A 19854-nucleotide genomic window follows, 5' to 3' on the forward strand; every position below is an offset into this window, starting at 1 on the left:
TCATGACCAGCAGAAAGCCCAAGGTCGTCATCATTGGGCGCCCCAATGTCGGCAAGTCGACGCTGTTCAACCGGCTCGTCGGCAAGCGCCTCGCGCTTGTCGATGATACGCCGGGCGTGACGCGTGATCGCCGCGAGGGCGATGCGCAGCTCTTCGATCTCGAATTCATCGCGGTCGATACGGCAGGTCTCGAAGAGTCCGGGCCCGAAACGCTGTCCGGGCGGATGCGCGCGCAGACGGAAGCCGCGCTCGACGATGCGTCGGCCGCGCTGCTGGTGATCGATTCCCGCGCCGGTCTCACCCCGACGGACCGCCATTTCGCCGATTGGCTGCGCACCGCGAAGGTGCCTGTCGTGCTCGTCGCGAACAAGGCGGAAGGTCGCTCGGGCGATTCGGGAATACTCGAGGCCTACGCGCTCGGCTTCGGGGAGCCGGTGGGCATCTCCGCCGAACACGGCGAGGGCCTGGCCGACCTGTTCGAGGCGCTCGCGCCGCACGTCGACCGGGCGGTCGCGCGCGCGGCAGACGAGCACGGCGACGAGGAAGAGGAAGACGGCCCGCTCAAGCTCGCCATCGTCGGGCGTCCCAATGCGGGCAAGTCCACGCTCATCAACACGCTGCTCGGGCAGGATCGCCTGGTCACAGGCCCCGAGGCGGGCATCACCCGCGACAGCATCGCCATCGAATGGGTCTGGGAAGACCGGCCCGTGCGGCTGATCGATACGGCCGGCGTGCGCAAAAAGGCCAAGGTGCACGAAAAGCTCGAAAAGCTCTCGGTTGCCGATACGCGCCGCGCCATCGATTTTGCCGAGGTCGTCGTGCTGCTGCTCGATGCCACGCTCGGTCTCGAAGCGCAGGATCTGCGCATCGCCGACATGGTGATCGAGGAAGGCCGCGCGCTCGTGATCGCGCTCAATAAGTGGGACGCGGCGGAGGACCAGTCGCGGTTGTTCCAGGGTGTCCGCAAGGCGCTCGACGAGGGGCTCGCGCAGATCAAGGGCGTGCCCATGCTTGCGGTTTCGGGGATGACGGGCAAGGGGCTCGATACGCTCATCAAGGCTGCCTTCGAACAGCGCGAGGCGTGGAGCCAGCGCGTGCCGACAAGCCGCCTCAACCGCTGGTTCGAAGGCGCGCTGGAGCGTAACCCGCCGCCTGCGCCCGACGGCAAGCGCCTGAAGCTGCGCTACGTCACGCAGGTGAAGGCGCGCCCGCCGTCGTTCGTGATCTTCGGCAACCGCCTGACGGAGCTTCCCGAAAGCTATCGCCGCTATCTGGCGAACTCGCTGCGCGACGATCTCGGCTTCACCGGCGTCCCGATCCGCCTGACGCTGCGCGGCGGCAAGAACCCCTTCGACCGTTAACGCGCCGCCACGGCCTCGGCCGTGAAGTCGCTGAATATGCCGTCGACACCCGTGGCGAGATAGGCCCTGATCTCGGCGACGAGGTCGCCGTGGGCGCGGGGATCGTCGCCCCTCTTATGGTCTGCGGGAAGGAAGTGATTTTCCGCGCGAAACGTCCAGGGGTGGACCTTCAGGCCTGCGGCATGGGCGTTCGCCACAAGGCGCGTCGGCTCCATCAGGCGCATGTCGGGGCCGCGCGGGATAATCAACGTTTTTTCCGGTCCGATGCCGTCTGCATAGGCCGCGATGGCCTTGAGCCCGGCCGGCGTGAGCATTTCGGCATAGCGCCCGGCGCCGTCGGCAGGCGCGCCTTCACCGGCGACGAGCTGAACGAGGCGCACGCCGGTCATTTTGCGCAGCTGTTTCAGGTTGTTCACTTCGAACGACTGGATGAAGACGGGGGCTTCGGCGGTTCGCCAGCCCGCAGCGTCGAGCGCGGCGACCAGCTTCGCTTCAAGCGGCAGGCCGATCGCGGCGAAGTAGGACGGGTGCTTGGTTTCCGGGTAGACGCCCACCCCGCGCGCCTTCGCGAGCGCGATGATCTCGTCCAGCGTCGGGATTTCGAACCTGCCGTCGTTCGCCGTGCCGCGCAGTTCCGGCAGCCGCTCGCGGGCGCGCAGGGTTTTCAGCTCGGCAAGTGTAAAGTTCTCGGTGAACCACCCCGTAACGGCAACGCCGTCGATAACTTTGGTAACTTCGCGATCCGCAAACTCCGGCCGGGCGGCAACGTCGGTCGTCCCGGAAATCTCGTTCTCATGCCGCGCCACCAGCACCCCGTCACGCGTCGCCACCAGGTCGGGTTCGATAAAATCGGCGCCGTCTTCAATCGCCTTCGTGTAAGCCGCGATCGTATGCTCAGGCAGCAAGCCGCTCGCGCCGCGATGCGCGATCACGATGGGTCGTTCGGCAGCCAGCGTCACGGCGGACCCGAGCATCAGGCAGAGCGAGAGGGCAAGGAAAAGTCGCATGCCCTCCGGTTATCGCAGTTATGTTCAGATTTTGCGACGAAGCAGATACCGACGTCCCGCGAAGACACCCGCCGCTCCCAGGCCGAACAGCGCAAGCATTGCGGGTTCGGGAACCGGCGTGATACCGCCGCCGCCATCGCCGTCATCGCCGCCGTCGTCTCCATCATCACCGCCACCACCAGAGCCGCCGCCGCCCGGCAGAACCAGTTCGGCGTACTCGGGAAGATTGGTCGCCTCGAAATCGCTCGGGATCTGGGCATCGCGCATCATCTGATCCTGCACGATGTAAGGCTCACACGGGAATTGGACCACCTTGCGGGCAGGGCTTTTCGACGCCGTCTTCGAAATCTTGGGCTTGTCGGCGTTGTGACGAGCCTCGTTCACACCGGCACCGACCACGGCGCCCGTGCAGATACACAGCGCAAGCTTCCCAGCAGCAGCGATATTCATAACAAAAACCTGCCCTATGCTCGCCGAGCAAAGCGTCGGCGGGCCCCGTTGATATTCTTCTCGACTTTCGCCCGCGATGCGACCCCGGCGGACGTTGAGTGGTTACTATTACGTTATGGATTAATCCCGCATTTACAAGTCCCGATGGCGCCCGGGCCGTTACCCGGCGCAAGAAGTTGTGTTTTGTTGCCCGAAAAATACATAATAGGAGTGGTTAACCGCTATAACGCCGACTTGAGACACGCCGCCCCACCAAATCGGCGGCAAAACGAACGGAACCGTGAGAATGCCTACCGATACTGCGATCCTGGCGGGCGGATGCTTCTGGTGTGTGGAAGCAATCTACGATGACCTTCAGGGCGTTACGGCGGTCGAATCCGGATATATCGGCGGATGCACGACGAACCCGACCTACAAGGATATCTGCGGCGGCGACACAGGGCACGCCGAAGCGATCCTCGTGCGCTTCGATCCGGCGGTCGTGAGCTATGAAGACCTGCTCGACATCTTCTTTCACATCCACGACCCGACGACGCTCAACCGGCAGGGCAATGACGTCGGCACCCAGTACCGCTCGGCGATTTTTCCGTTGGACGATGCCCAGCGCGCGGTGGCCGAAGTCGCGATCGTGAAGGCCGGGGCGTTGTGGCCGGACCCGGTGGTCACGACGATCGAGAGCGGCACGTGGTATCCGGCAGAGGACTATCACCAGGAATATTACGCGCGAACGGGGGATACGACGTCTTATTGCAACTTTGTCGTGGGGCCCAAGGTGAGGAAATTTCGCGAGAAATACGCAGATCGCCTTAAACCCCGTGATTGAGTCCCGGGGAGTGGTGTGCGCGGGTTACTCGGCTGCGATGGCTTCGGGCTCGGCCGCCGCGCCTGCCGCCTTGCTGAAGCGCAGCACACCGTCATCCACTGGCGCGCGTCGAAACATCTTCACGTCGCCGGCATAGTTCTGGTTGAGCCGCCACGGCACCGTCTTGCCCTGTTTGGGGAACTGGTGAAGACCGCGTTTGAAATAGCCCGAGGAGAAGTCGATCCACGGCTCCGATTCCATCGCCGGATCGTCAAGCGTGGGCGTCGCGACGTCGGTGCCGGTTTCCTTCATGTGATTGAGCACACGGCACAGATATTCGCTGGTGAGGTCCGCTTTCAATGTCCACGAGGCGTTGGTGTAGCCGAACGCGACCGCGAGGTTCGGAACGCCCGAGAACATGATGCCCTTGTAACCGTATGTTTCGGGGAACGCGACCTTGCGGCCGTCGAGCGTCACGTCGATCCCGGACATGAACAGCAACTCAAGGCCGGTGGCGGTTACGACGATGTCCGCGTCCAGCGTCTTCCCCGATTTCAGAAGAAGGCCGGTTTCTGTGAAGCGTTCGATGTGGTCGGTCGCGACGTCGGCGCGGCCTTCGCGGATCGCATCGAAGAGGTCGTCGTCGGGAACGAGACAGAGCCGCTGTTCCCAAGGATTGTACGTTGGTGTGAAATGCGTCTTCACGTCGTAGTCGGGGCCGAGCAGGTCGCGGACGCCGCCGAGCAGCTTCTTCTTCAGCTGTTCGGGCCTGCTGCGCGCCAGACGGAAAACCCACTGTTGCATGGCGACATTGCGCCAGCGCACGATATTGTAGGCGAACATCGGCGGCAGCCAGCGCTGCAGCCAGTTCGCGAAGCCGTCTTCGGCGGGCCTTGAAATCATGTAGGTGGGCGAGCGCTGCAGCATGGTGACGTGCGCGGTCTTCGCCATTTCCGGAACTAGCGTCACCGCCGTGGCGCCCGAACCGATCACCACGACGCGCTTGCCCGCATAATCGAGATCCTGCGGCCAGTGCTGAGGGTGGACAATGCGGCCCTTGAAGGTTTGCGTGCCTTCGAACGGCGGGGTGTAGCCCGTATCGTAACGATAATAGCCCGAGCACATGTAGAGGAAGTTGCCCGTGAGCTCTACGGATTTTCCGCCCGCGTTCGCCGTGACCGTCCAGCGCGCCGTGCGCGAATCCCACGCCGCCGCGCCGACCTGGTGGCCGAATCGGATTTTTTCGTAGACGCCGTTTTCGCGCGCGGTCTCATCCAGATAGCGCAGGATCGAGGGGCCGTCGGCGATCGATTTCCGCTCGGTCCAGGGTTTGAAGTTGAACCCGAGTGTGTACATGTCGCTGTCCGACCGGATGCCGGGATAGCGAAACAAATCCCAGGTACCGCCGATGTTCGGGCGCCCTTCGAGGATCACGTAGCTGCGATCCGGGCAGTGTCTTTTCAGATGGACCCCGGCGCCGATTCCCGAAATTCCGGCGCCCACGACGATCATATCGAAATGTTCGGTCATGCGGTCCCTCTTCCGCCAATTTGAGCAGAACATAAATCAGCCCGCGGAAATCGGAAACTCTCCTAATGCGGAGCGCTGCGGCAATAAGGAAATCGGGAGGGAAGCCGCGACCCCCCTCCCGCACCGTATCATTCGTCCCACATAAACTTGTACACGAAGCCGGCCAACAGCCCGCCCACGATCGGATAGACCCAGAAGAACCAGAGTTGCTGAAGCGCGATACCGCCCTCGATAAGCGCCGGGCCCGTTGAGCGCGCCGGGTTTACCGACGTGTTCGTAACCGGGATGCTGATGAGGTGGATCAGCGTGAGCGCAAGGCCGATCGCGATGGGTGCGAACCCCGGCGATGCGCGCTTTGCGGTCGCGCCGAGGATAATGATGAGGAAGCCGAAGGTCAGTACGATTTCCGTCCACAGACCCGAGATCATCGAATAGCCGCCCGGCGAATGTTCGCCGAACCCGTTCGAGGCAAGTCCGCCGGTATACCCCGCCTGGCCGCTCGCGATCGTGTAGAGCACGAGCGCTGCGAGGGTTGCACCGATAACCTGCGCGACGATGTAGCCCGGCGCGTCCTTCCACCCGAAGCGTCCGCCCGCAGCGAGGCCGAGCGTGACGGCGGGATTGAAGTGTCCGCCGGAGATCGGCCCGAGCGCGAAGGCCATCGTGAGCACCGTGAGACCGAACGCAAGGCTGACCCCGGCAAGACCGATGCCGACGTCGGGATACGCAGCGGCGAGAACGGCGCTGCCGCAGCCGCCGAGAACAAGCCAGAATGTACCGAAGAGTTCTGCTGAAAGCTTCTTGAGATCGAACATGCCATACCCTCCCCTGAAGGACCGCATCATGCGCGGCGTTTTCTCATAACATATTCGGGAGTCAGACGAAATCAGCGCGGAGCGGCGGCGCGGCGTAGCCTGTCGTTGATCGCGGCGCCAAGGCCTTCGGGGGGAACGGGTGCGACGGCGATGGCTGTGCAACTGCTCGTGTCTGCCGCGTGCAGACAGTCGAACAGGCGCGCGGCCGCCTCTGCGGGATCGCCCGACGGCGACAGGCTGATCTCGCCCGCGACTGCCCCGTAGCCGATCAAAAACTCGCCGGGGTGCGCGCTTTGCGCTTCAAGGCGGAGCGGCTTGGACGGCGCATAGTGGCTCGCCATCATGCCGGGGGCCTCGACGCTGTCCCCGGCCGCGTCTATCGGCGCGAAAGCCTCCAGCACCTCGCGGGGTATCCCGCCCGGGCGCAGCAGTCGCAAACGATCGCCCTTGACGGCGACGATCGTGGATTCGATGCCGCCCGTGCAGGGGCCGCCTTCGATGACAAGCGGAATGCGGCCGCCGAGTGTTTTGAGGACGTGTCCGGCCCGTGTCGCGCTGATCTGCCCGGACGCATTCGCGGACGGTGCCGCGAGCGGACGGCCGAGCGCGGCGATCAGCGCCTGCGGAACAGGATGATCGGGACAGCGAATTGCAAGCGTCGGCAAGCCCGCAGTGACAATGGCGGCGATGGTACTTTCCGCGCGGCGCGGCAGCACGAGCGTCAGCGGCCCCGGCCAGAACGCGCGCATCAAGGCGCGGGCGAGCGGGGACAGGTCTACATGCGCTGCGGCCATTTCCGCGCCGCTGACATGCGCGATGAGCGGGTTGAACGACGGGCGCCCCTTGGCGGCGTAAATACGGGCAACGGCATCTGCGTTCGTTGCATCGGCTGCAAGACCGTAAACCGTTTCGGTAGGGATCGCGACGACCTCTCCGGCCCGCAGCAGCGCCGCAGCCCGCGCGAGACCCGGGGCGTCGGGCGCCAGGGTTTCAGTGCTCAAAAGATCAGGTTGCCCGCTCACAGCCCCCCGCTATACCCGCGCCGTTTCCTCTCACAAGCGATAGATGGCCGTCCATGACCTACTCCGCCCCGATCAATGAGCAGCGCTTTGTCCTCGAAACCATCGCCGATCTGCCCGGCCTTGCGAAGTTCCCGCGCTTTGCGGGCGCGGCGCCCGATCTGGTAGACGCCATATTGGAAGAGGCGGGGAAGCTTTCGGCTGGCCTGTTCGCGCCGCTGAACCGGATCGGGGACACCGAGGGCGCGACGCTGGCGAACGGCGTGGTGACGCTCCCTGCGGGATTCCGCGAAGCCTATGCGGCTTATGTCGAAGGCGGCTGGATGACGCTGGGGGCAGATCCGGCCTGGGGCGGGCAGGGGTTGCCCTTCGCGCTCGCCAGCGCCGTGCAGGAGCAGCTGACGAGCGCCAACATGGCGCTGTCGCTGTGCCCGATGCTGTCGCAGGGTGCGATCGAGGCGCTGACGGCACACGGCACCGAGGACCAGAAGCAGGCCTATCTGGGCAGGATCATCTCGGGTGAATGGACCGGCACGATGAACCTCACCGAACCGCAGGCGGGGACGGACGTGGGCGCGCTGCGCACTACCGCGACGCCCGCTGCGGACGGCACGTGGCGGATCAAGGGCTCCAAGATCTTCATCACGTGGGGCGAGCATGACGTGGCGGAGAATATCATCCACCTCGTCCTCGCGCGCACACCGGGTTCACCCAAGGGGACCAAGGGCATCTCGCTGTTTATCGTGCCGAAGTTCCTCGTGAAGGCAGACGGTACGCTCGGCGCGCGCAACGATCTGCGCTGCGTCTCGATCGAGCACAAGCTCGGCATCCATGCCTCGCCGACGTGCACGATGAGCTATGGCGATAATGACGACTGCGTCGGCTACATGATCGGCGACGAGAATGCAGGCATGCGCGCGATGTTCACGATGATGAACCATGCGCGCATCAATGTCGGCTTGCAGGGCGTTTCCATCGCCGAGCGCGCGTATCAGCACGCACTCGCCTATGCGAAGGAGCGCGTGCAGGGGCGGCGGATCATCGAGTTCCCCGATGTGCGGCGGACGCTGATGACGATGCGGTCGCTGACCGAGGCGGCGCGGGCGCTGACCTATCTGAATGCCGCTGCCGTCGATCGCTCGCATGTGGAGAGTGATGACCTGGCGCAGCGGGAGGCGCAGGCGCTCGCCGATCTGCTGACGCCTGTGACGAAGGCGTTTTCGACCGATATCGGCGTCGAGGTCGCGAGCCTCGGCCTACAGATATTCGGCGGCATGGGCTTCATCGAGGAAACCGGCGCGGCGCAGCACTACCGCGACGCGCGCATCGCGCCGATCTACGAGGGCACCAACGGCATCCAGGCGATGGACCTCGTCGGCCGCAAGCTGCCGCAGGGACGCTGGAAGAACCTGTTCGCGGATATGCGCGCGGATTTCGCAATGCTTGCGTCGGACGAAACGGCGGGGCTGGCTCCCTATCTCCAAGACGCGCTCGCCGCGCTCGAAAGCGCGACGACGTGGCTCGCCGAAGGCGGTGCGGCAGGCGGGGCCGACGACAATGCGGCGGGCGCCACGCCGTACCTGCGCATGTTTGGTCTTACGGTCGGGGGCTGGCTGCTCGCGAAGCAGGCGGCGGCAGCAGCGCAGCGTCTCGCAGCGGGGGAGGGTGATCCCGCCTTCCTGAATGCGAAGATCGTGACGGCGCGCTTCTTCGCCGAGCAGTTCCTGCCGCAGGCCGCGGCGCTGCTCGGGCCGGCAACGCGCGGCGCGGAGACCTTGTTCGCCATCCCCGAAGAGGCGCTTTAGCGGCCTCTTGGGCGCTCAATATGACGGTTTAACGTGCGCTGAACGTCGTTTGTCGAAGCCTGTCTGTCGTTCGTCCTGTTTCAGGCAGTCGTTCGCCGAAGCACGGCCGCCGCGCCATTTCTCGGCCGCAATTCGTCACCACCTGTGCCGCCGTCCGCAAGGCTCTCGCCTCGCGGGCAGTGCAATCTTTGTAGAGGTGTGTTCATGAAAAAGCTTATTCTTGCCGCGCTCGCGACTGCCCTTCTTCCGGCGTCCGCGCTTGCTCAGGACGCGGGGGCCATCGGCGGCGCGTTCGTCGGCGGCCAGATCGGCTGGGGAAAACGGTCGGTCGATCTCGACTTCGGCCTGCCCGGCGTTGAGGATTTCGACAAGAGCCGGAGCGGCATCGATTACGGCATCTTCGCCGGCTACGATTACGGCGTCGGCCAGAATTTCCTTGTCGGCGTCGAGGCCGGCATCGGCCTGGGCGGCAAGACGCTGCGCGATACGCCGATCGCGGGTCTGACCGCAGAAATCGATCCCAAGTGGAATTACGACGTGAGCGCCCGCGCGGGCTTCCTCGCGACGCCGAATCTGCTTGTTTACGGCCGTGTCGGCTACGGCGCGGAGCGCACGCGCGTTTCGACGGTGTCCACGATCGCGGGTGTCGATTCCACGAGTGAAAAGGGCTGGTCGGACGGGCTGCTGTATGGCGCCGGTCTCGAATACGGCCTCAACGAGTCGGCGAGCATCCGCACCGAATACCGCCACCGCGACATGGATGGCGGCTATGCGGCCGATCAGGTTCTGGCGGGGCTTGCGTTCCGCTTCTGAACGACTGTCGGTCCTAAAACAGTTGGGCCGGAGGCATTGCCTCCGGCCCATTCTTTTTTGCGCTATTCCCAGGCGCGGTAGGCGAGCGCGAGATCGTCGGCGACCGCCTTGTAGGTGATGAACCCGGCGGCGACGTTCAGGCCGTTCCTGAGATGCGGGTCGGCGCGCATCGCGCCCTCGGCGCCGAATTTTGCGAGCTTCACGATAAAAGGCAGCGTCGCGTTGTTGAGCGCGAAGGTGGACGTGCGGGCGACGGCGCCGGGCATGTTGGCGACGCAGTAATGGATGACGCCCTCGACCGTGTAGACCGGATCGCTGTGCGTCGTCGCGTGCGAGGTTTCGAAGCAGCCGCCCTGATCGATGGCGACATCGACGAGCACCGAACCGCGCTTCATCGTCTTCAGCATCTCGCGCGTGACGAGCTTCGGCGCGGCGGCGCCGGGGATCAGCACGCAGCCGATGATGAGGTGCGAATTCTCCACCGCGCGCGCCACGGCGGCGCCGCTTGCGTAGACGGTCTTGATGCGGTTCTGGAAGAGCGCGTCGAGTTCGGCGAGGCGGGTGGAGGAGACGTCGTAGATCGTCACGTCGGCGCCGAGGCCCACCGCCATCTGCGCGGCGTTGAAGCCGGAGACGCCGCCGCCGAAGATCGAGACCTTGGCGGGCGCCACGCCCGGTACGCCGCCGAGCAGGATGCCGCGGCCGCCCTGTTCCTTTTCAAGATAATGCGCGCCGACCTGCACGGCCATGCGCCCCGCAACCTCCGACATCGGCTGCAACAGCGGCAGGCGGCCGTGCGCGTTCGTGACGGTTTCGTAGGCGATGCAGGTCGCGCCCGACTTCATCAGCGCTTCGGCCTGCGGCTTGTCTGCAGCGAGGTGAAGGTAGGTGAAGAGCGTGTGGCGGGGTTCCAGCCACGCGATCTCGTGGAGCTGCGGTTCCTTCACCTTCACGATCATGTCGGACGCGGCGAACACTTCCTGCGGCGTCGGGAGGATCTTCGCGCCGACTGCCGTATAGGCGTCGTCGCCGAAATCGATGCCGCCGCCCGCGCCGGTTTCGACGAAGACCTCGTGGCCTGCCAGCGTGAGTTCCGCGACGGAGGCCGGGGTCATGCCGACGCGGTATTCGTGAACCTTGATTTCCTTGGGGACGCCGATGCGCATGAGTTTTCTCCCTCGATTGAATGGGGGGAATTTAGCCGAAATCGTGTCGGAAAAGTTTGCGAAGTTACCGCGCAGCACGCTATCGTTGTGGAGTACATCCTAATTTTGACGAGGACTTCAGGAAAATGTCCGATCTGGACAAGATTGATCGCAATATTATCGCCCAGCTTGCAATCGACTCGGGATTGACGAGCGAGCAGCTGGGCAATCGTGTGGGACTTTCGGCATCGGCTGCGCACCGCAGGGTGAAACTTCTGGAGGATTCGGGTCTCATCCGGGGCTACCGCGCCGTGCTGTCGCCCGAGGCGCGGGGCAATCCGTCGGCGGTCTATGTCGCCGTCACGCTCACCGATCAGCGCAAGGAAACGCTCGCCGCTTTCGAAACCGCCGTCGCGCGCGCGCCGGAGATCGCCGAGGGGCATCTGATTACCGGGGATTCGGATTACATGCTGAAAATCCTCGTGAAAGAGGGCGACAGCTTCGAGCGGGTCCACCGCGAACTTCTCGCCGCGCTGCCCGGCGTGCAGCGATTGGTGACACAGGTGAGCATCCGCAGGATCGTGGGGGAATGAGCGGCGAGGCGTCGCCTGTTGTGCAGTGCGGCACGCTATGCTAGTCGCCGCCGCCATTTCGGTGCGGATCCACAACAGCTGAAAGCATGAGTCGCATGACCCGGCAGAACAAGGATAACTGGGGTCCGGACCGCTGATCGCGGCACCGATGCCCCGCATCCGTCCATGACCGGACCCCACAACCCGCACGGGCCGTCGTCAGACCGCCACGACGGCATCGCCAAGCTGGCGGTCGCCGCCATCGGCGTCGTGTTCGGCGATATCGGCACATCGCCGCTCTATGCCTTCCGGGAGACGTTTGCGGGGCATCACCCGCTCGCGCTCGATGCGATCCACGTTTACGGCGTCATCAGCCTCATCTTCTGGTCGATGACGCTGGTTGTCAGCATCCAGTACGTCACCATCCTGATGCGCGCCGACAACAAGGGCCAGGGCGGAAGCCTTGCGCTGCTGGCGCTGATCTCGCGCAGCACCGGACGCGGCAAGATCGGGCCGCTCATCGTGCTGCTGGGCGTTTTCGCGACGGCGCTGTTCTACGGGGACAGCATGATCACGCCCGCCATCTCGGTGCTGTCGGCGGTCGAGGGCCTTACCGTGGTGCGCTCCGAACTGGAGCCGCTGGTGCTGCCGATCGCCGTCGGGCTGCTCGTTTTCCTGTTCATGCTCCAGTCGCGCGGCACGGCGAAGGTCGGCGCCTGGTTCGGGCCGATCATGCTGGTCTACTTCGTGACCATCTCGGTGCTGGGGCTGAACCAGGTCGTGCGCCACCCGGAGATCATCCTGGCGATGATAAACCCCTGGTACGCGATCCAGTTCTTCATGATCGACGGCTGGCTCGCCTTCCTGGCGCTCGGCTCGGTCGTGCTCGCGGTGACAGGCGCGGAAGCGCTCTATGCCGATATGGGGCATTTCGGCCGGCGTCCGCTCCGTATCTCGTGGTTCTGGTTCGTGATGCCCGCGCTGCTGTTCAACTACATGGGGCAGGCCGCGATGATCCTCAGCCTGCCCGTCGCCGAGGCGCAGGAGGCGATCCGCAACCCGTTCTTCCTGCTGGCGCCCGAAGCGCTGCGCCTGCCGCTGGTGATCCTCGCCACGATGGCGACCTTCATCGCGAGCCAGGCGGTGATCTCCGGCGCGTTTTCAGTGACGCACCAGGCGATCCAGCTCGGCTTCATGCCGCGGCTCACCATCAAGCACACCAGCGCCTCGACGCAGGGGCAGATCTATATCCCCGTCATCAACTGGCTGCTGATGGCGGCGGTGATCCTGCTCGTGCTGATGTTCGAGAATTCGAGCAACCTGGCGGCGGCCTACGGGATCGCCGTGACGGGCGCGATGTTCATCGACACCTGCCTGCTCGCGGTCGTGCTGTTCTCGCTGTGGAAATGGAAGCCCTGGGTGGCGGTGCCGCTGCTCGGCATTTTCTTCCTGGTCGACGGCGCCTATTTCGCGGCGAACCTGACCAAGGTGCCCGACGGCGGCTGGTTCCCGCTGCTCGTCGGCGTCGTGGCCTTCACGATGCTGACGACATGGTCGAAGGGCCGCCTGCTGATGCGCCAGCGCATGCAGGAAGCCGCGATGCCGATGGAGATTTTCGTGAAATCGGCGGCGGGAAGCGCCACGCGCGTGCCGGGCACGGCGATCTTCATGTCGTCCGAACCCACGGGCGTGCCGCACGCGCTGCTGCACAACATGAAGCACAACAAGGTGCTGCATGAACGCGTGATCGTGCTGACCGTGACGATCGAGGACATTCCCTACGTCGAGACGTGCGATGTCGTGGAGACGCAGGATCTGGGGCAGGGCTTCTACCGCATGAAGCTGCGCTACGGCTTCATGCAGGAAACCGATATTCCCAAGGCGCTGTCTCCCGTGAACGTCTGCGGCCCCAGGTTCGACATGATGCAGACGAGCTTCTTCCTGTCCCGCCAGACGCTGATCGCCGCGCCCAAACCCGGCATGGCGCTGTGGCGCGAAAAACTCTTCGCCTGGATGCTGCGCAACGCCGCGACGGCGATGGAGTTCTTCAAGCTGCCGACGAACCGCGTGGTGGAGCTGGGGAGCCAGGTGGAGATTTAGGGAGAGCATATCCGCTTTTCCTCGAATGCTAGCGGTTGCAACGAAGATGTGTCACGTTTCTGTCGTGCACCGCTATTCGATCATTGGACAAACTGACTGATCGATCTGCAACCCAACATCGCTCCTTCTGCGGGGGTAAAATCTTGGTGACGATGCCATGCCAAGCTGTTTGATACATAAATCTAATAGCCATAAAGTGCTGATCAGATGATTTGTGATAACTCATGACTAGACAGAATAATCCTCCTAAGAGACATCACTTCATTCCACAGATGATGCTCCGTCACTTTGCCGATGACGACGAGCTTCTATGGTTCTGGCGACGTGATTTTCAAAATGGCGATATTAAGAAGACGAATACTCAAAATCTTTTCGTCGAAAAGGATCTCTATACCCTTGTACACTACGATGGCACAAAAAATTCGGCGCTTGAGGGATTTTTCGCAAGGCTAGAGGGGGCGGGAGCGCAGTTCATTAACGATCTTGCAACAATAATTCGAGGGAATGGCATTCCAAATCTCGACAAAAATGCTTGGAATTTTTGGAATCATTTCTTTTATTATCACTTGAAACGAACGCCCGGCGCGATTGCTGTCTTCGCACAGCATGTTGGTTTCCGAGTCAAGGTTGATGAAGCAGTCGCGACGATCAAGAAAATCGGAGCCGAGGAAGGTCGAGAAACGGATGATGCAAACCTCGAGGAGCGGATAGTTAAGAATGCCGTCATCATGGCGCAACGTGCCAAGCCATCCGCTGAGGTTCTGGAAGTTTTTGCCAAGATGGGCCTTGCCATCTACAGGATCGTCGACCGTAATAAGAGCTTCGTTATTGGCGATATCCCGGGCGCGACTGCGCGCTTTCGTCTGCCTGACAACAGCATGTCGCGTCCAACGCTTTTCCTTCCCGTGACGTGGGACATAGCGGTTGGACAGAGTACAAGGTCTAAGAAGGTCGATGTTATTACGGTCGACCATGAGCAGATCAAGCGCATGAATGTGGCTACAACGACCCGCTCAACGGTGATCGCAGGACGATCCGACGCTCTCATTAAAACACTATCGCGTCGCGTGATCTACACAGGGGTCGAAGCAACATAGAAGGCCCGTCAAGGGCGCCAAGTCTAATGATCTCAGCATTACTGGTAGCCTTGACGGATCGTAATGGTTCACGGCTAACGCATTGCGAACTAAGCCATGTTTGGCTGAATGTTGCTCCTCAGGCGTTCCAGTGTCGCCAAACGAACCTATGTCCCGTCCGGCCCGAGCGCCGGGTCCAGATCGCGCGGGCGGATGAACCGGGTGAGGGTGCCCCCGGCTTCATCGATGTCTTCCCAGCCGTCCACGTCGAAGCGCATCTCGGCGAGCGTGGCGGTGGGGTATTTGATATCGACCTCCTTGCGCAGCGTGCCGCTGCCTTCCGGGGTCAGCAGGAAGATGAGGTCTTCGAGGCCGGGGTTGTGGCCCACGAGCAGGAGCGTTTGCGCCTCTGCGTCCGTCTCGTGCACGATATCGAGCAGTGTCGGTGCCGACGCCATGTAGATGCGCTTGTCGAAGCCTGCGCCGAGGCGGCGTCCGGCGCCTGCTTCGACGCCGTCCAGCGTTTCGATGACGCGCACGGCGGGAGAGGCGATGACGCGATCGAAGGCAAGCGCCTGATCGCGCAGGTAGCGCCCGACGGTCTCTGCGGCGCGGCGACCGCGCGCGTTGAGGGGGCGGTCGAAATCGCGCTCGACAGGGTCGTCCCAGCTGGATTTCGCGTGGCGGAGCAGGAAGATCGTCTTCATGTCGCGGCGCTGATGCCCGATGTCGCGCCCGGTGTCATCGGAAGATTTCGTGTCGGTGAAGACATCTCGCGCACGATGCGCACGGCATTCTCCAGCGGCACGCGCTCCACCGTCACGCCGTCCGGGAACGCCTGACAGAGGCGGCTCGGTACGGCGGCGCCGAGCAGCACGAACGTGCCCCGGTCGCTGGCGCGGCGGATGAGCCGCCCGAACGCCTGCGCCATGCGGCCCGAGGCGATGAGATCGTCGTAGGTCTTGCCGCCGAACGCGGCGCGGCGCGCGGCGTGCAGAACGGTGGGGCGCGGCCACGGCACGCCTTCGAGCACCACGAGACGAAGCGAATCGCCGGGCACGTCGACGCCGTCGCGCAGGGCATCGGTGCCGAGCAGCGAGGCGGCGGGATCGGCGCGGAACATATCGACGAGCGTGCCCGCATCGACCGGATCGATGTGCTGCGCGAAGAGCGGCAGCCCTTCGCGGGCGAGGCTTTCCTCGATGCGGGCGTGCACGGCCCTCAGGCGGGAAATCGCGGTGAACAGACCGAGCGCGCCGCCGTGCGAGGCGGAAATCAAGGCTTTGTAGGCCCCGGCAAGCGCAGGGACGCTGCCGCGCTGCACGTCCGTGACGATCAGCACGCGCGCCTGCCGCGCATAATCAAAAGGGCTGTCGGCGGAAAAGCGCACGGGCGGGAGCGGCAGGTGGGAGGCGCCGGTGCGCGCTTCGCTGTCGCGCCAGTCCGCATCGGGCGCGGTATCGTCGGTGATGCGCGAGCGCAGCGTTGCCGAGGTGATGACGGCGCCGTGCGACTGTTTCAGAACGGCCTCGGCGAAGGGCTTCGTGGGATCGAGCCAGTGGCGGCGAATGCCGACGTCGATCTCGCGCCCGTCGATGCGTTCGAGCGTCAGCCAGTCCACGAAGTCCGGGTCCGCCGCGCCGCCCATGCGGGCGAGAAGCTGCACCCAGCCGCCGATCATGCCGCGCCGCCATGTGAGGCCGGACAGCGCACCCTCGACGCGGGCGCGGCCGGCGCCGTCGAGCCAGTCCGGCGCTTCCTCGACGAGGGCTTCGAGCCGCTGCGACAGTCGCGCGAGCGGCACCGCGATGGCTTCGAGCGCGCGCGCCGCAACGTCTGCGGCATCGATGAGCGCGGGCTGGAGCGCGACGACTTCGGTTTCGAGCCCGTAGCCGGTTTCCGCCGCGTCGGCGCGGGCGAAGACCTGCGCGCGAACGGCGGCGAGCAGGCGCTCGACCGGACCTTCGGGCGATCCTTCGACGACGCGGCTGAGCCAGCCGTCGGCAGGGAGCACGGCGGCGGTGTGCACCGCGTCTTCAAGCAGCATCGCGCCTTCGCTGTCGAACGCGACGAGATCGCCGAGCCGCGCGGCAAGGCCCCGGCGGCGGCCCTTGCTGCGCTTCTCCGGGCCGATGATCCAGCGGCGCATCTCGATCGCCTCGCCGCCCGTCAGCGCCATCGCGAAGGCGCTGTCGGCGGCATCGAACAGGTGGTGGCCTTCGTCGAACACGATGCGCTTGAGGCCGCGGCCTTCGCTCTTGCCACGCACGGCATTGACCATGACGAGCGCGTGGTTGGCGATGACGAGGTCGGCGTCCGCCGTGCCGCGCACGGCGTGCTCGATGAAGCAGCGGCGGTAGTGCGGACAGCCGGCATAGACGCATTCGCCGCGCCGGTCGGTGAGGCTCGCGCGCGCCGCCTTGCCGAACAGGCCCGAGAGCCAGCCGGGAAGATCGCCGCCCACCATGTCGCCGTCGCGGCTGTACATCGCCCAGCGCTGCACGAGCTGCGCGAACATGCCCGCGCGGCCCGCGAAACCGCCCTGCACCGCGTCTTCGAGATTGAGCAGGCAGAGGTAGTTCTCGCGCCCCTTGCGGACGACGACGCGCGCCGCCTTCACGCGCGGATCGGGGTAGAGCCGCTCCGTCTCGTGGTCGAGCTGGCGCTGCAGCGCCTTCGTGTAGGTCGAAAGCCACACGGTGCCGCCCGACCGCTCGGCCCAGAGCGAGGCGGGCGATAGGTAGCCGAGCGTCTTGCCGATGCCGGTGCCCGCCTCGGCGAGCACGACGTTGGGCGCGTCGCGCACTTCGCGGGGGCGGAACGCGGCGGCGGCGGCGGCGGTGTAGGCGCGCTGGCCGGGGCGTTCCTCCGCGCCGCTGCCGGTGAGCTGCGCAAGACGGTCGGCGGCGTCCTCGCCGCTGATCTCAACCTCGCGGACGGGGACCGGCGGCGCGCCCTCCTCCCACTTGGGCAGGCTGGTGAAGACGGAGCGGTCGTGGCCCTGCGGCTCGCCGAGCGCCGCGAGAACGGCGGGCGCCCACGGCCATTTCAGGCGCGAAAGCGCGCGCGCGGTGTTCCATGCGCCGCCTGCGCGGTCCCACTTGCCGCCTTCGGTCTGGGCGAGCAGCGTTTCGGTGACGGCGCGGAGCAGCTTCGCTTCCGCCGCGCCGTCATGGGCCGATTCGAGACCGAGGAACGCCGCGAGGCCGTGCACGGTGGGCACCGCGAAGCGGGCCGGATGCACGAAGGCGAACAGCTCCAGCACGTCCAGCCCCGCCGCCTCCGGGTAGCCGAGCTTCGAGGCGACGAGCGGCGCGTTGATGAGCAGCGTCGGCGTGTCGGCGAGCAGGCGGATCGCCGCCTGCCGGTCCACGCGGCGCGCGCCGTCGCCATCGGCCAGCCAGATGCCGTCGAGCCCGATGTGCAGCGCGGGCCAGGGGAGGGGAACAGTCGTCACATCCCGTTTTCGGCCAGCCCGCATGGGCGGCGCAAGCGAAACCTTGCCCTTGCGGCCCCGTGCCGCTAGCGCGTGTCCCCGTTATGACAGATGAACTCCGCGCCGCCGCCCTCGTTTCCAAAGCCTGGCCCTATGAGGAAGCCCGGAAGGTGCTGGCGCGCCTGCGGGGGGAGACACCCGCGAAGGGGCACGTGCTCTTCGAAACCGGCTACGGCCCCTCGGGCCTGCCGCACATCGGCACGTTCAACGAAGTGCTGCGTACCACCATGATCCGCCGCGCCTTCGCCGAAATGTCGGACGTGCCGACGCGGCTGCTCGCGTTCTCCGACGATATGGACGGGCTCCGCAAGGTGCCCGACAACGTGCCGAACCAGGCGATGCTGACCGCGCACCTCGGCGAGCCGCTCTCGCGCATTCCCGATCCGTTCGGGAAGTTCGAGAGCTTCGCGCACCACAACAACGCGATGCTGCGCATGTTTCTCGATCGCTTCGGCTTCGAATACGAATTCGCCAGCTCGACCGACTATTACACCTCGGGCCGCTTCGACGATCAGCTGAGGAACGTGCTCGCCAACTATCAGGCGATCATGGACATCATGCTGCCCACCCTGCGCGAGGAGCGCCGCCGCACCTATTCGCCGGTGCTCCCGATCAGCCCTGTTTCGGGCAAGGTGCTGCAGGTGCCGATCGAGGTTGTGGATGCCGCTGCGGGTCTGATCCGCTTCGAGGAAGACGGCACCGCGCACGAACACTGCATCCTCTCGGGCGGCGCCAAGCTGCAGTGGAAGGTCGACTGGGCGATGCGCTGGGTGGCGCTCGATGTCGATTACGAGATGTACGGCAAGGATCTGACGGATTCGGGCGTGCAGTCCGGCCGTATCGCGAAGGTGCTCGGCGGGCGGAAGCCGGAAGGGCTCATCTACGAGATGTTCCTCGACGAAAAGGGCGAGAAGATCTCGAAGTCGAAGGGCAACGGCCTCGCGCTGGAAGACTGGCTGACGTATGCGCCTCAGGAAAGCGTCGGCTTCTACGCCTACCGCGAGCCCAAGAGCGCCAAGCAGCTCCACGTCGGCGTCATCCCGCGCGCGGTGGACGAATACTTCCAGTTCCGCGCGAACTACGCCGATCAGCCGCTCGACAAGAAGCTCGGCAATCCGGTGCACCATGTCCACGGCGGCAAGGTGCCGGACACGGCGATGCCCGTCACCTTCGGGCTGCTGCTGAACCTGGTGGGCGTGATGGGCGCGGACGCGGACCGCGCGCAGGTGTGGGCCTATCTCGGCAACTATGTGCCGGGCGCGAGCGCGGACAAGTACCCGGAGGTCGACAATCTCATCGGCCACGCGCTGGCGTACAACCGCGATTTCGTCGCCCCGACGCTCAGCCGCCGGAAGCCCGACGCGCGCGAAGCGGCGGCGCTGCGCGACCTCGACGCGCGGCTCGCGGCGCTTGCGGACACCAGCGCCGAAGCGATCCAGAACGAGGTCTACGCGGTCGGCAAGGAAGCCGGCTTCGAAAACCTGCGCGACTGGTTCGCCGCGCTCTACGAAACGCTGCTGGGATCGAGCCAGGGCCCGCGCATGGGCAGCTTCATCGCGCTCTACGGCGTCGCCAACACGCGTCGCCTGATCGCCGAAGCGCTCGCCTGACGCGCTGCGTTGCCCGGCGGAGGTCGGCCAGTACGCCGACCATTCCGCGTACATCTTCCGGCCGATCAGCGCCGGAAAATCCGCGAACATCTCCGGGCGGACCTAGGTGGGGGCGCTTCAACCAGCCCATCGAGCGACATGAAAAGAAACGACGTCATCTAGGAGCTGTCTGCATTCACAGGATTCCCTTTGAGTTGGAGTTCTGATTCAAGGTCGTGGAAGGAGACGAACCTTGAGCAGACGGGTTTTGACG

16 protein-coding genes are annotated in these 19854 nt (G+C 64.8%); 8 read left to right on the plus strand and 8 right to left on the minus strand.

The genetic code is table 11. The features are described 5' to 3' along the window. Positions 1–2 precede the first annotated feature (2 nt). Positions 3–1361 (plus strand): ribosome biogenesis GTPase Der, encoded by a 1359-nt coding sequence (gene der / locus GGQ98_RS14210; RefSeq protein ID WP_184070655.1) that lies wholly within the window; start codon positions 3–5, stop codon positions 1359–1361. Here der and GGQ98_RS14215 read toward each other — a convergent pair. Together GGQ98_RS14215 and GGQ98_RS18475 are read right to left on the minus strand one after the other, a co-directional pair. Further along, positions 1358–2335, minus strand: a complete 978-nt coding sequence (locus GGQ98_RS14215; RefSeq protein WP_243451900.1) for a glycerophosphodiester phosphodiesterase — start codon at positions 2333–2335, stop codon at positions 1358–1360. The two genes, der and GGQ98_RS14215, sit on opposite strands and share 4 nt — an antisense overlap. Before the next feature lie 57 nt (positions 2336–2392). Continuing rightward, the gene (locus GGQ98_RS18475) at positions 2393–2818 is read right to left on the minus strand and encodes a PEP-CTERM sorting domain-containing protein (RefSeq protein ID WP_243451898.1); all 426 of its coding nucleotides are present in this window, start codon (positions 2816–2818) and stop codon (positions 2393–2395) included. 286 nt (positions 2819–3104) lie between these two features. On the opposite strand from GGQ98_RS18475, the gene msrA reads away from it, so the two are divergent. After that, positions 3105–3641, plus strand: a complete 537-nt coding sequence (gene msrA / locus GGQ98_RS14225; RefSeq protein ID WP_184070659.1) for a peptide-methionine (S)-S-oxide reductase MsrA — start codon at positions 3105–3107, stop codon at positions 3639–3641. 24 nt (positions 3642–3665) lie between these two features. On the opposite strand, the gene GGQ98_RS14230 is transcribed toward msrA, so the two are convergent. The 3 genes from GGQ98_RS14230 to GGQ98_RS14240 form a co-directional block, all read right to left on the minus strand. Further along, positions 3666–5150: a flavin-containing monooxygenase gene (locus GGQ98_RS14230; protein ID WP_184070661.1), complete on the minus strand. Its 1485-nt coding sequence runs from the start codon at positions 5148–5150 to the stop codon at positions 3666–3668. Positions 5151–5278: 128 nt separating this feature from the next. Continuing rightward, a complete protein-coding gene (gene aqpZ, locus GGQ98_RS14235) occupies positions 5279–5965 on the minus strand; it encodes an aquaporin Z (protein ID WP_184070663.1) in 687 nt (228 codons plus the stop codon). 71 nt (positions 5966–6036) lie between these two features. Further along, positions 6037–6966: an L-threonylcarbamoyladenylate synthase gene (locus tag GGQ98_RS14240; RefSeq protein ID WP_184070665.1), complete on the minus strand. Its 930-nt coding sequence runs from the start codon at positions 6964–6966 to the stop codon at positions 6037–6039. Between the two features lie 74 nt (positions 6967–7040). Between GGQ98_RS14240 and GGQ98_RS14245 the strand changes: the two genes are divergently transcribed. Continuing rightward, entirely contained in the window at positions 7041–8789 is a 1749-nt protein-coding gene (locus GGQ98_RS14245; protein ID WP_184070667.1) for an acyl-CoA dehydrogenase family protein, read from the plus strand. Between the two features lie 204 nt (positions 8790–8993). Further along, entirely contained in the window at positions 8994–9602 is a 609-nt protein-coding gene (locus GGQ98_RS14250; RefSeq protein WP_184070669.1) for an outer membrane protein, read from the plus strand. Between the two features lie 62 nt (positions 9603–9664). On the opposite strand, the gene ald is transcribed toward GGQ98_RS14250, so the two are convergent. Continuing rightward, positions 9665–10768, minus strand: a complete 1104-nt coding sequence (ald, locus tag GGQ98_RS14255; RefSeq protein ID WP_184070670.1) for an alanine dehydrogenase — start codon at positions 10766–10768, stop codon at positions 9665–9667. 125 nt (positions 10769–10893) lie between these two features. Here ald and GGQ98_RS14260 point away from each other — a divergent pair, with 125 nt between their 5' ends. From GGQ98_RS14260 to GGQ98_RS14270, 3 genes are all read left to right on the plus strand, one after another. Next, the gene (locus GGQ98_RS14260; RefSeq protein ID WP_184070672.1) at positions 10894–11340 is read left to right on the plus strand and encodes an Lrp/AsnC family transcriptional regulator; all 447 of its coding nucleotides are present in this window, start codon (positions 10894–10896) and stop codon (positions 11338–11340) included. Between the two features lie 165 nt (positions 11341–11505). Then, complete coding sequence (locus GGQ98_RS14265) at positions 11506–13419, plus strand: potassium transporter Kup (protein ID WP_184070674.1); 1914 nt, start codon at positions 11506–11508, stop codon at positions 13417–13419. Positions 13420–13643: 224 nt separating this feature from the next. Then, positions 13644–14516, plus strand: coding sequence for a DUF4238 domain-containing protein (locus tag GGQ98_RS14270; protein ID WP_184070676.1), 873 nt, complete (start codon positions 13644–13646; stop codon positions 14514–14516). 146 nt (positions 14517–14662) lie between these two features. On the opposite strand, the gene GGQ98_RS14275 is transcribed toward GGQ98_RS14270, so the two are convergent. Together GGQ98_RS14275 and GGQ98_RS14280 are read right to left on the minus strand one after the other, a co-directional pair. Then, positions 14663–15202 (minus strand): SixA phosphatase family protein, encoded by a 540-nt coding sequence (locus GGQ98_RS14275; protein WP_184070677.1) that lies wholly within the window; start codon positions 15200–15202, stop codon positions 14663–14665. Continuing rightward, positions 15199–17976, minus strand: coding sequence for an ATP-dependent DNA helicase (locus GGQ98_RS14280; protein ID WP_184070679.1), 2778 nt, complete (start codon positions 17974–17976; stop codon positions 15199–15201). Before GGQ98_RS14280 ends, GGQ98_RS14275 begins: the two co-directional genes overlap by 4 nt. A 59-nt stretch (positions 17977–18035) precedes the next feature. On the opposite strand from GGQ98_RS14280, the gene GGQ98_RS14285 reads away from it, so the two are divergent. After that, a complete protein-coding gene (locus tag GGQ98_RS14285; RefSeq protein ID WP_184070681.1) occupies positions 18036–19601 on the plus strand; it encodes a lysine--tRNA ligase in 1566 nt (521 codons plus the stop codon). The last annotated feature ends 253 nt before the right edge of the window (positions 19602–19854 follow it).

This window comes from Sphingosinicella soli (genome assembly GCF_014199685.1).
Taxonomy (GTDB): Bacteria; Pseudomonadota; Alphaproteobacteria; order Sphingomonadales; family Sphingomonadaceae; genus Sphingosinicella; species Sphingosinicella soli.